Origin of the sequence: Bradyrhizobium sp. BWA-3-5, assembly GCF_032917985.1 — a bacterium.
Lineage (GTDB): Bacteria > Pseudomonadota > Alphaproteobacteria > Rhizobiales > Xanthobacteraceae > Bradyrhizobium.
The window spans coordinates 3970202-3983106 of the sequence record NZ_CP136626.1 but is presented as its reverse complement, the minus strand read 5'-3'; the positions used below and the strand labels follow the sequence as shown (position 1 = coordinate 3983106).

Annotated in this window: 9 protein-coding genes and 1 tRNA gene; 9 read left to right on the top strand and 1 reads right to left on the bottom strand. The window is 59.7% G+C overall.

Annotated features, from left to right (window positions below; genetic code table 11):
- Positions 1-10: 10 nt before the first annotated feature.
- The 9 genes from RX331_RS19230 (at position 11) to RX331_RS19190 (ending at position 8539) form a co-directional block, all read left to right on the top strand.
- Positions 11-100 (top strand) — tRNA-Ser (locus RX331_RS19230).
- Positions 101-512: 412 nt separating this feature from the next.
- Entirely contained in the window at positions 513-761 is a 249-nt protein-coding gene (locus RX331_RS19225) for a phage integrase central domain-containing protein (RefSeq protein WP_317251502.1), read from the top strand.
- On the top strand, positions 758-1090 hold the full coding sequence (locus RX331_RS19220) for a hypothetical protein (RefSeq protein WP_317251501.1): 333 nt from the start codon (positions 758-760) through the stop codon (positions 1088-1090). The genes RX331_RS19225 and RX331_RS19220 overlap by 4 nt, the downstream gene beginning before the upstream one ends.
- On the top strand, positions 1069-1458 hold the full coding sequence (locus RX331_RS19215; protein WP_317251500.1) for a hypothetical protein: 390 nt from the start codon (positions 1069-1071) through the stop codon (positions 1456-1458). Before RX331_RS19220 ends, RX331_RS19215 begins: the two co-directional genes overlap by 22 nt.
- Before the next feature lie 430 nt (positions 1459-1888).
- On the top strand, positions 1889-2344 hold the full coding sequence (locus tag RX331_RS19210; RefSeq protein WP_317251499.1) for a hypothetical protein: 456 nt from the start codon (positions 1889-1891) through the stop codon (positions 2342-2344).
- Between the two features lie 21 nt (positions 2345-2365).
- Positions 2366-2668, top strand: a complete 303-nt coding sequence (locus tag RX331_RS19205; RefSeq protein WP_317251498.1) for a hypothetical protein — start codon at positions 2366-2368, stop codon at positions 2666-2668.
- 40 nt (positions 2669-2708) lie between these two features.
- On the top strand, positions 2709-3242 hold the full coding sequence (locus RX331_RS19200; RefSeq protein ID WP_317251497.1) for a hypothetical protein: 534 nt from the start codon (positions 2709-2711) through the stop codon (positions 3240-3242).
- Between the two features lie 1061 nt (positions 3243-4303).
- Positions 4304-5143: a class I SAM-dependent methyltransferase gene (locus tag RX331_RS19195; RefSeq protein ID WP_317251496.1), complete on the top strand. Its 840-nt coding sequence runs from the start codon at positions 4304-4306 to the stop codon at positions 5141-5143.
- 132 nt (positions 5144-5275) lie between these two features.
- Positions 5276-8539: an AMP-binding protein gene (locus RX331_RS19190; protein ID WP_317251495.1), complete on the top strand. Its 3264-nt coding sequence runs from the start codon at positions 5276-5278 to the stop codon at positions 8537-8539.
- A 669-nt stretch (positions 8540-9208) separates the two neighbouring features.
- Here the strand turns inward: RX331_RS19190 and RX331_RS19185 are convergent.
- Positions 9209-12676, bottom strand: a complete 3468-nt coding sequence (locus RX331_RS19185; RefSeq protein WP_317251494.1) for a hypothetical protein — start codon at positions 12674-12676, stop codon at positions 9209-9211.
- Positions 12677-12905: the final 229 nt, after the last annotated feature.

Genomic DNA, 12905 nt, shown 5'->3' with positions numbered 1-12905 from the left:
ATCAAGGCAAGGAAGGGTGGCCGAGTGGTTTAAGGCACCGGTCTTGAAAACCGGCGTGCCTGCAAGGGTACCGTGGGTTCGAATCCCACCCCTTCCGCCAGTACAGTGTTCTCCGTTGTTCTCCACTGTTCGGAATACCCTGTAAATTCAGCGCTTTCGTCGGCAAGCTATCTTCCATCGTTCGCCGTCGTTCCTCACAATGAGAGCGCAAACCGTAGCTTGGGCCCGTAGGTTCGGAGGACGGTTTTGACTGGAGGAACACGTCGCTGGACGCCCGAAGCCGTTGGAAGTCGAACGCGAAACGAAGCCGGGCAAGTATGCCGACGGTGACGGTCTCTACCTGATCGTCACAGGACCCGCGGCGAAGAACCGGTCTCATCGCTATTGGAAGGACGGACGGCAAAGAACGTTGGCACGGCCTCGGTTCCTTCAAAGACGTATCCCTCAAAAACGCACGACTTGCCCGCGACGCGGCTCGGCTGCGCGTGAAGGGCGATCGCAGCACAGCCGGCGTGGACATCGTCCAGGAACGCCGCGAGACGCGGCAGGAGGCCAAGGCGGCGGAAGTGCAGCGCGCAGCACCGACATTAGAGGAATGCGCCGAGGCCTATATACGCGCGCAGTGGTCGACCTGGAGCGAGAAGCACCGCAACCAATGGCCCTCCTCACTTAAGCGCTACGCCTACCCCACCATTGGAAAGCTGACGATCGCGGAGATCAAGCCGAGCCACATCACGAATTGCTGGAGCACATCTGGGTGATCGAGCGCGAGACCGCGAACCGGGTGCGCGGCCGAATCGAGACGATCATCGCCAAGAACGCAAACATCGACGATCCCGATTTCCGCAATCCGGCCGAGCTGACAAAGCAGCTTCGCGAAAAGCTTCCGAAGCGGCCCAAGCGCGTCATTCGTCACCATCCTGCCCTGCCCTATGCCGATGCGGCGCAGTTGATGAGCGAACTCCGCATCGCCGAGGGGCGCGCCGCGCTGGCACTGCGCTTTCTGATCTTCACCGTGTGCCGCACAAACGAAATCGTCGGCGCCAAATGGACTGAGATCGACCGGACTTGCTGCAGAATGGCGGTCTAGACCTCGAAACCTTCCTCGCACTGCCGCATGTCGCCGTCACGGTGGCGGATAATGAAAGAACGCCCATAGACACCACGCTCGAAACGCTGGGGCTGCGGCGAAGAATAGCCGTCAGCACCCCCTATTTCAGCTGGGTACCAGCGCTGATCTCCGGTAGGCGAAATCTTGCCGTGGTCGTGGAAGACCTTCTGGACGTGCTTCCGGAAGGAAAGTCCCTTGCACGTTTCCCCATCCCGATTGCCGTCGAGCCGATCATGGCGAAAATGGTCTGGCACGCCAGATCTGACGAAGACCTCGGGCATGCCTGGCTGCGCAACCTGTTCATTGCCGCGTCGCGTGACAGCGACCAGGTGGCCGGCGCGGCCTAAGCGGATATACAGCGCGTGAACTCCTAGTTCAGGTCTGTCGACACGCAGCAATCCGCCCCTCCTGCATGTTGGTGAGGTTGATGCCGGAAGACGCGCCAGCGCGAGGGTGAGAACCCGGCTCGCAGGGGGCCATCTGGACCATCTGTTGCTCGAGCCTTCAAAGCTGGAACACGGCAGCGAAAGATGCCGCGCCGACCGCTGACGCTGACCACGCTGGAAGCATCGTTGCTCGCACCCAACTCGCCATGCTGGAACCTCGAGCGAAGGCTTTAAGTCATATGAATGTTCTATTTTAGGGCCTCGAGATTTACGGATTATTGCTGAGGTCGAGATCGACTAATCGATGACAGACGTATTCAACGAGATGCACTTCTATGATCTGCCTTGGCCAAAGGCAGCGCTCGAGCAGCTCGAGAATGAGATCGTCACCATGAAGGTGACGCTCTCCTACTTCATCGGACCAAACCTAACTGGCCGCGCCGCCACGCGGCCCGACACCTATCGATCTTTTGGCCTGCGTTTCGCAATGAAGAAGCGGACTGAAACCGACGCAGCATTCCGGGCGCGCATCAACGCGGCGCAAGATAAGGACGGGACCGCTGCTGGTCAGGAAGCCGATCGCTGGCTGCTCAGTCCGAAGGCTATGCAGGCGGGATCGCTCCATTGCGATCTATGGCGCGGTCGCGCGATTGAATTGAGTGGACATGATGCAATTGCAGTTTATCCGGTCGGCGGATGGTGGAAGTCGCGGCAGCAGCGCGTGGATGACAGAGGACGCTATGCTCTCGTCATATCAATCGCCGCGCCGGAGCACGCGGTTGATTTGTATGCAGAGATCGAGAACGCTGTGCAGCTCGCGGCCGAGATCGAAATTCCGACCGGCTAAAACCTATTGAGAGGATTCGCAATGTCCGCACCGTCGCCCGAAAATATCATGGAGGCCCTCAACGAGTCTGGCTACCTGATGGAGCAGAAAGTCGCGACGGTCCTCGAAAGGCTGGGCTATCACGTGCAGACGAATTTCCCTTTCGAGGATGTCGACGAGGGCAAATCGCGCGAGATGGACGCACGCACGATCAAAACGATCGCGCGCAACGACGAGCACAAGCTCTCCTGCGTTTTCGAGATCATCGTTGAGTGCAAGAACACCAGCAATCCCTTCGTGTTCGTCGGCAGGCCCAAGACTGTTGCGAACGAACTTCGCGCCTGACGAGTACGTGTTCTTCACACGATGGTATGAAGCTCGCAGGTTGCTGGGCAAGGGGTCAAGCAACGTACAGCTAACGGAGCCGTTCCATCATCTCGGCTTCTCGAAGGTGCACTACGCATACCAGCGCCCAGAAAAGGCCGTGCAATTCTGTCGGATCGACCGCAAGGGAAGTGGATGGCATGCAAATCATGCCGGGCTGTATGATGCGATCTTTTTCCCAATGGCAAAGGCTGTCAACTCGCGAGTGAAAGAGGTACCGAGGCAGCCGCGGGACAACGAATGGCATTATCTGTGGTTCTTCGTCCCGCTCGTGGTGGTGAGCGGCGATATCTTCTGGGTCCATTCGATGCAGGAAACACCAGCGCCAGAGGTTCGCCCGTATGTCACGTTCCGGCTGCAACTGCGCAGCAAGACGCTCAGCGGCACGTTCTCTATCGATTTCGTCCGACAAGACTACCTTGCGGAATTTGAATCCGCATGCCTCGGCTCGATTGCGGAGCGCGCGGCAAGGCTAGTCAACGATGAGCCGGATCTCATCTTAAAGAAGGAAATTGCGTGGGACGAAACGCGCTAGACGGGCCAAGCCGCAGCCAGCTTGTGGCACTGCGACCGTCCCAGGACCTTCCGCGAGCAATCGCATTCAACTTAACTTAGTGATCCGGTTGAGCGGCAGGCGAATGGCAGCGCGTGATCGTTTCGAGCTTCAGATATGCTGCCCGCAATGCGGGACACAAGGGGAAGCGAAGGTCTCAGAAGACGACTACCCATTCATGCGCAGTCCGCGGTTTAGGATCGATGAGCTTCCCGCCGGGTTCGTGGTAGTCAAGCAAGCAGCTCATCGGCAGAACACGGTCCTTATCCACACATCTTGCAAGGTCATTTCTGACCGAACATAATTAGCCCAACTGCTCGCTATGCTGCGAGGCTCGCGCGGAACGTCCATCCTCCCAACCCGCCTGCAAAGTACCTTGGAAACATTCAGCTTCTCTGCGCGGGGACTAATCACAATTCATAACCCCGACGGTCGAAAGCTACGGACCCGCGGCTCATTTACTTAGACACGCGTTGGTGCATGGGCGGAGGCACCCTCCTCCTTTATTTTGAGAAAAGCGCTCGAATTTCATCCAGCCGCCGATCACCACCCGCAAAGCCACCTTGATGGGTTCCTGGCTCGCGCAATGAATATTAGTTGGGGACCGGCCGACCCATAAACTGATGTGGAGATCGAGGCTCCGGTGCAAGCGGCCGCATTAGAGAGCGCTGAGCAGTTGGATTCCGCTAGGGACCCATTGAAATCTGAAACCTTCGAGCTACAGGCGCTTCGCACATATAATTTGCACAGCATAAGGCCGGGATTCATAAGGGCCAACGGACCCGCTGAGTGTCCCGGGATGTAGAACGGAACGAACTGCATCGCCACTTCTCAGAGTCGCCACCGAAGCGGATATCGACCGTCGGGGTGACGACGTCCCGCAAATGGCTCCGAAAGCGATCAGGCTGCGTCCGCAGAAATGTGCTAGGGTGGCAGAGACCGATTGCGTTCAACCATGAGCTTCAGATTGCGCGCATTTATAGAAGGCTGTGAATGGCCGACTTTGCGTAACGGAAGATTGGAATTTGCATTGGAGAGACACAATGCGAGAATTATCGGAGCCAAGCACACAATCCTACTCTAGCTTCAAGGCCTTTGAGCACAAGGCGTGGCAAACCGCGACTGATCAGTACGACGCGGCTTTCAGTCGGCTGACGCAGCAAGCGATTCCATCCATCTTCAAAGCTCTCGACCTCAGGCCAGGCGCTAGCCTTCTCGATGCAGCTTGCGGGCCCGGCAATCTCGCTGCTGCTGCGTCACGGCTCGGGGCAAGGGTAACCGGTGTCGATTTCTCAGAGCGCATGGTCGCGCGCGCTCGTATGTTGCATCCCGACATTGAATTTTGCGAAGGAGACGCGGAAAGCCTGCGGGATTTTCTGGATAAAAGCTTTGATCTCGTCGCCATGAATTTCGGCTTCCACCATTTGGAGCAACCTGAAAGTGCACTAAAGGCGATCCACCGCGTTTTGAAGCCGCGGGGCCGGTTCGCTTTCACGGTGTGGGGCCGGGAGGAGACCGTTGCAGGACTTTCATTGCCAAGAAAGGCCATCGCGCTGTTGGGCGACATGGACGTTTTGCCGCCGGGCCCCGCCCCGTTCCATTTCAGCGAACCGGACAATTGTCGAGAGGCGTTCATCAGGTGCGGCTTCGCCGATCCGCAAACGCGGACGGTCGATCAGACTTGGGAATTCGGTTCGCCGGAGCAATACTTCGAGGCGATTTTGCGAAGCACAGTCCGAACGAGCAACTTGCTCCAAGGACAAACCCCTGAACGGCTGACCGCGATACGCGATCATGTTTGTTCAGCTGCAAGTGCGTACCGCAAGGCCGGCAAGGTATTGCTGCCGATGCCGGCAAACCTCGCTTGGGCCACGAAGCCGTGAAAGAAATTTTCCGTTCGCGTGCGGCCACGACATGATTGAATTGGGCGGAGACGGCGCTGCTGGCGGGTTTTGAGTCAATTTCTTGCAGATATTCTGGAACGCTGACGCAACACTGACGAAAAGGGGGCGGAGTTGTCGAAGATTGTCGAGGAATTGCAACACGTAACCGCGCGCAAAAGCGTCAAAAGACGTCCTTTTTCATGCCTCCGTGACCTTCTCTCCGACTATGGGCGAAACGCGCCCAACCGCCACGCCATTCTGGCCCCCGGACGCCTTCCGATGACCTATGGCGCGCTGTGGACACAGGCGAACAATGTAGTTCGCGAGCTCCGGAGCATCGGTGTCGGCCGAACTCACAGGGTCGCGGTAGTGTTGCCGGACGGACCAGAGGCCGCGGTAGCAATGATCACTGTTGCAGCCAATGCGGTTTGCGTGCCGCTCAATTCGGGTTTCACCTACGACGAGTACCAGCGCTATTTCGGCGAATTGCATCTGGCTGGGCTGCTAACGCGCGGTGACTTAGATTCGGCCAGCCGACGCGTCGCCCTCGCCTTGGGCATACCCATCATCGATATATCGAGGCGACCAAACGCGGGGGCCGGCGCGTTCTGGATTGTCGGTCAAACGCCACAGCGCGTGGTCGACGACGAGTTTGCGTCAAGCGCTGACGATGCATTCATCCTCTTGACCTCGGGCAGTACGTCGCGGCCAAAAGCGGTCCCCCTGACCCACGCGAGCGTCTGTCTGTCAGCCCACAATGTTTGCGCCAACTTGGCACTTGGGTCCCGGGACCGATTGCTCGGCGTGCTCCCTCTCTACCATGGGCATGGCTTGATCTCCGGGCTTGTGGCCGCACTGACGGCCGGCTCCAGCGTGGTCTGTACGCCAGGCTTCGATGCAACAGCGTTCTTCGGCTGGCTGACGGAGTTTCGACCAACCTGGTACACGGCGGTGCCGGCAATCCATCGGGCCGTGTTATCGGCAGCGGAACCTGACAAACAGGGCGCGCGGCGGTCCTCCCTTCGACTGGTCCGTTCGGCTTCTACGTCCCTGGCGCCCGACGTACTCGGCGGACTGGAAGCTCTGTTTGGTGTCCCCGTCATCGACACCTATGGCATGACAGAAGCCGCCACCCAGATTGCCGCAAACCCTTTGCATGGGCGAAAGGTTGGTTCAGTCGGGCAGCCGGCGGGGCCTGAGATCGCGATTCTGGACAGTGAGGGTCGACGATTACCACCCGGCAAGCGCGGAGAGATCGCGCTCCGGGGGCCCACTATAACCAGAGGTTACGACAATGATGCCGCCGCTACCGCGTCCGCATTTCGGGACGGCTGGTTCCGAACCGGCGACCTGGGCTACCTTGACGCGGAGGGGTATCTCTTCATTGTCGGTCGCATCAAGGAAATCATCCATAAGGGAGGACAGAAGGTAGCCCCCGCCGAGGTAGAGGCGGCGTTGCTGAGCCATCCGGATGTGATCGAAGCCGCGGTTTTCCCTGTGCCCCACGGACGACTTGGCGCGGACGTCGGCGCCGCCGTCGTCCTGCGTCAGGATGCGAAGGTGGGCGCAGACAGGCTCCGAGAATTTACCCGAGAAAGCTTGGCCCGCTTTAAGGTCCCTGGCCTCATTCGGATTGTGCCGGAGATATCAAAAGGCGCCGGCGGAAAGATCAATCGCAGTGAACTTGCCGCCGAGTTTTCAAAGACGCAGCCAGCCGCAGAGGAACGCAGCGTCGAGATGGCTTTGCCTCGCTCGGAATTGGAGGCGCAACTGGCCGGGATCTGGTCGGAGATCCTGGACATCGATCAGATCGGCATTGACCAGGACGTCTTCGCGCTCGGCGTTGATTCACTTGCGATGATGCAGATGATTATGCGTGTGGAGGAACATTTTGGTGTCGATTTCTCATTCGAGGATATCTTCGATGCACCAACCATTGCGGCTCTCGCGCTTCGCGTTGAGTCATCAAAAAGACGCTCGACAAACTCATTACTATGCTCGCGCGATCCGCCAACGAAAATCGCACGAGCGAAAGGAGATGGCCCACAGCCGGTGTCCGTCGTGCAGGAACGCATGCTGCGGATCGAGAGGGAACTCCCTGGACTACCCCAATTCAACCTTCGCTTCGCTTATCGGCTGCGGGGGCCGCTCAACGTATCCGCACTCGAGCGTAGCCTTGCCGAGGTCGTGCGTCGGCACGATTCGCTGCGCACGGGATTTGACTGGCTGGACGAACAGCCTGCTGCTCTCATTACCGCGGCCGACGACATCAAATCATCCCTCATCGTGGAAGATCTGACCTCTTTGGCACCTGTCGCAAATTCCCGGGCCAAGGCGCTCCTGCTGAGAAAGGCGGAGCTGGCAGCCGAGCAAGAACGCCTGAAGCTCATCGACACCAAGCATGCACCCTTGTTTCGGGCGCGCCTCTTGCGGCTCAGCGCCGACGACCACGTTTTGATTCTGATCGTGCACGATATCGTCATCGACGGCTGGTCGATGGAAGTCTTTGTTGAGGAGCTGTCGGAATTCTATGCCGGGTTCACAACTGGCAAACAGGCGCAGTTGCCCGAACCAGCGCTTCATTTTTCCGACTTCGCGCGCTGGCAGCGTCTGTGGTCCACCAGCGGTGCAGCAACCCGACAGCTCGGCTACTGGAAGGACCGCCTGCGAAAGGCCTCGCCTGCATTTATAACCAATAATGATGTTGCAGGCGAGCTGGCCGCGCGCGTCGCCCTGGAGCGACTTCACATATCGAACGATTTGGTCGCGCGCCTGAGCGCCTTGGGCCATAGCCGAGGCGCAACCCTGTTCATGACATTACTGACCGGCTTCAAGACGCTGCTGCTGCTCCGAAGCGGACGCACTGACATTTGCGTAGCGACCACGATGGCCAACCGCTCTCAACTGGGGAGGGAGCGTGTGATCGGTCCTTTTGCGAACACCACGCTCATCCGCACCCGATTTGATGCTGATCTGACGTTTCAGGAAGCGCTCACTCGCGTGCGCGATGCCGTCTTGGGGGCTTACGCTAGGCAGGAGCTCCCGTTCGACATCATTGCCGCCCGACTGGCGGAAGAAAATGATCTGGATCCAGCATCACTAGTTCAATTCTACTTCGTGCTCCAAGTTGCGTTTCACCGACAGATCAAGCTGCACGACGTGGCGGTCCGACCGTTCGGTTATCGGGAGGGCAAATCGGTGGTCCTGCCGATTGATCGCACCTGGCTCAGAATGAGCCTCAACAAGACACCGTCGGGGATTACTGGCGTATGCAGATGCAAGAACGACTTGTTCGAGCGGATGGGTGCCCGGCGCTGGATTGTTGATTACAAGACAATCCTGACCAACGCGGTCGGGAATCCTAGGAAATCTCTAGGTCGGTTGACCGACCATTGAACGATGAGCGCGGGCACGCTGCGAGGCTTAGTAATAGTGCCTCGCCAAAGTCCAACAAGGTGCAAGGAATCCCCGCCGTGATCTGGCCGCGCTCTCGATTTGGACGCCGGCAATCAGCTTCAACAGATCGGTCATCACGTCGCAAGCTTGCTGCGTCCGATCCTTGGTCTGCGCCGAATCGAATTTTCGGTACACGCAGGCCAAAATCGGATCTCCGGCGATCGCAAAATCAGTTACGTCAGTTGCCAGCCAGCGAGTCCGTTCTTCACGGACGGCTGGATCCTACTTGATCTTTTTAATCGTTTTCTCGAGCGCGTTGATCTTCTTTTGGAGCTCTTTCTTGCGGCTCTCTAGTTCACGCCTGAGCTTTTTCTTTTGGCTTTCAGTCATTGTCTTCATGTCAATATGATTTGCGACAAATTCACACATTGCTCGCCCCTTTGTTCCGGTGACGCGGAGAGCCTCTCAGATGGAGAGGATAATGTGCAGTGTCTCCAAGACGCACGGCATAATAGAGCCGTATAATTCTCGAATCAACTCGAAGCATCCTCCAGACTTGGAACGCCGGCTCGTCGCAAAAAGCGACGGGGTTACCGCATCCGCGGTGCATCAGCCGGGTCGACGAGACCTCCACCACGGCTGGCTGGGTGCGTCTCAGCTCTTCCCCAGCTAGCGTGACCGTGGCCTTCTGATCCCGACGCCGCTTTTTGCCCCGACGCCACGGAGCGCGAACGTGCTTCCGCCTAGCACGCGCTGATCAGGAGCTTCCTGAATCAGCTGGACACTGCCGGTGCGGGGGCGCGCATCCGCCGTGAATGCGACCAGGATCGGCATGCCCTGCCTCCCCACTGGGACCCCAGTGATGGTGCAGCCTTTGCGCGGTGTCGCGGCGATCAGCGCCTCCTTTAGATCGTAGAGAGCGGCCCTCTTTCCGAGCTGCTTGCTGATGCGCGCCTGTTTCGCGGCAGAGACCCGTTTTGCTTCAAGCCCCGTATAAGTGATCTCGGACAGCGGCACTTCGTTTGGCAACACTAGGCTCAGCGACCAGCCCTTCGGCAGCGGACCAAAGCGGAATATGTCGGTCGCGCCGCGCGGATATAACCGGATCGCGTGCCAATGAGGGGACGACACCGCATCGATGATGTGCAGGTTCTTGAGCCCCACTTGCCGGTTCTGCGTCACCAGCGAATCGAGAGCCAGCGAGCTGACGCCCGGAGAATCCCCGCTGCAAGAGGTGATCACTAGCAGGCACGCGTGCGCGGCCACCCCGGAAATCGGCGGCGTCCAGTCCCATTCCAGCACGGCAGGACGTTCCGGTCGCAGCGAAGCGATAGTCTGCGCCGCGCCAATCGGAGTCCATGCGCTCGCCAGGCCGGAATTCCCCGGAAATGCGGTCCAGAAGTCGGCCGGGAGGTCCGGCAGGCCCGGCGCCGCGTCGGCGTAGAGAATCTTAACGACGACGTCGCTCGCGGGCAAAACTCCTCGATTGTGTATCTGGACGTACACGCGATTAAGATTGCCCCGTTGGGGATTCCGGTGTTCGAGCGCCGTTTCGAAGGTGAGGTAGTCGACGGATGCAACAGGCATCTGGTAGAGGCCACCTATCGGCGAATCGACCTTTACATCGGCGCAATTCCACCAGAAAAGCGGATCGCCGAGAATGACCTGCCGGCACGGATCTTCCCAGGCCGACGGCAAGCCGGACGGCGACGGCGTCAGGCGCCCGGTGTCCATCACATGGTCGCGGATCACGATGCGGACGTCGGCAACGCTCGCGACGTCGAGCTTGCGTTCCCAGAGCCCGCGACCGTGCGTCGCGGCGCGCAGCAGGCGGGTCGGCGCATGCAGTTTCAGGTCGTACACGGGGACGTTCGGCAGGCCGTCGCTGAACAGGCTCCAGTTCGCGCCACCGTCCGTGGTTGTCCACACGCCGACATCGGTGCCGACGTACATCGTGTTCGGCGCCGCCGGATCGACCAGCAACGCGTTGGCCGGTGCGTCGGGCAACCGGTTGGGGAACGTGCCGCTCAGATCTTTCCAGATCCAGCTGCCGCCCGAGCGCGCGCCTGTCCAGACGTGCGCAGTCCCGTAGCCGGCCATCGCCAGCACCAGTACTTCATCTCTTCCGGGCACGAGGAAGATGTCCCAGATCCAGCGGGCTGGAAGCGGAGATGCGCTCACCCTGGCCGCGCTCCACCTCCTTCCTGAGTTCACCGCCTTGTAGACGAGCCCGTTGCTGGTCCCACAGTAGATAAGCGACGAACTGACGTAGTGAATCGCCGACACGCAACCCTTGCCGATCCCGGGAAGCGTGATGCTGGTCGGCCAGGCGTCGGTGCCCTGCGCCGCCGAAAGCCGGAGTTTGTTCGTTCCAAACGCGATGTTGCTCGAATCGGTGTCGTCATAGGTCCACGGCGGATAGAACAGCACGGGTGGGCTCAGGCCGCTGCTGATATCATGGTAGGTGCCGAACTTGCCGGCGGCAATGGAGCGCTCAATACCCCTCCCCCTCGAACTGGTGAGGGAAGGGAGCGCGCTAAAGGTGTGGATTACTTTGTTGGGATTTTCGGGATCGATGCCGGCCTGGCCGCCGTCGAAGTCCGCTGAGTGGTAAAAGACGAGGCTGTTGCGGAACATGTCGGTACCATTATCCTGGGTTCCGCCGATGACTAGCGCATCCGACGAGGGATGCTGGCTGATGAACTCGAACTGGGTAATGACCGGTCCCTCGTTGATACTGTCGTCCCAAGTGCTACCGCCGTCTGCCGACCGGTATATTCCGCCGTCGGTGCCAGCGTAGATCTGCCGGCAATTGGTGGGGTGTGAGGCGAACGCGTGGTTGTCCACATGGATGCGCGTGCCGACGTTAGTCACGGTCCACGCGCCGCCGCTTTGCACGCACTTGTAGAGTTCGAAACCGGAAACATAGAGCACGTTCGGAGTGGAGATGTCGACGGCGATGTTTAGCGTGTAGGAGCCCACGACCGTCAGGGACGACGACGGGATGGCGAACCAAGTGTCGCCGCCGTCGATGCTCCCGTACACGCCTTTTGGGGGGGCCTTGTCGACAGGGGTGTCCGCGATCAACGCGAAAATCGCGTCGTGGTTAGAGGGCGCCACGGCAAGCGCGATGCGCCTGATGCCGCGCGCCGGCAGGCCGGTGGTCAGCTTGGTCCACGTCGGCGTTGTGGCGTTGGCATTGTCCGTCCGGTATATGCCGCTCCCCCAGAACGCGCACCAGGCCCGGTTCGCGTTGATAGGATCATAGGAGACGTCGCTGCACGAGATCACCCTGGCCGAGAGCGTCGGAAGACCGCTCGTGATCGCCTTCCACGTGGCGCCGCCATCCTGCGAGCGCACTAGGCCGTAGGTGGTCGCACCGAACAGCACATCGGGGTTTGTCGGATGCACCGCGATGCGGTAGAACGCGGCGCCGCTGAGATCGGCGCAACCGACGTGTGCCCAGGTGTCTCCGCCGTCACTCGACCGCAGCACGCCGACACCGTGGTAGTCCTCGTTTGCGGCGTCGAGCGGGCGGCTATGGACCAAAAAGAAGATGTTGCCCTCGCCCGTGCCGGCATAGAGCCGGTTGTGGTCCGAGGGCGCCATCGCGAGCGCACCGATCGCGAGCGACACTTCGTTGTCGGACATAGCAAACCAGGTCACCCCTCCGTCGACGGTCTTCCAGACGCCGCCGCGCGCGGCCGCCAGATAGATCGTCAAGGGCTGTGTGGGGTCGACGACGATTCCCGTGATGCGTCCTGTCACGTTGACGCGGGCGCCGCTGGTCAGGGAGCCCTGTCCGTTCGGAATGACCGTCGGGCCGAGCTGCACCCAGTTGTTTGCACCAGGCGAAACGGGCGTAACGATCGTTTCGCCCCGCCGGGCGACGGCGGCCGCTTTTTCACGAACGGCATCGAGGCGAAGTCGGGCGAGGTTCTTATCCTCGCTCCCGAAGCGGCGGTCCTGAATAAGTGCAGCATGGCGTTGGTCGGGGCGATCGGCCTCGGATGTCTCGCGCCGATGACTTCGTTGTTTGACGTTCAGCCGTTTGGACCTGTCCGAAGCCTTAGCCTTGCCGCTTGCCGCCCTAGACTTCTGTGGCGCGCGCTTCACCGACGTTTTCTTAGTCACCATACTGCGCTCCCTTTGCATGCCACCATTGGCGCATGCAGCGCGTCTCACATTGCTGTTATGTTGATACGTCTCCTCTGATGCACCATATCCGATAGTTCACAGCGCGGAGATTGACTCTTTAAGGGCTTCGCTGATCGGACCCGCGGTATCTCACGCGATGCACAATCCACCTAAGGAGAACGACCACGACCAACGCGGCCACTCCGATGTAAAGCAGTTCTAATGTGCC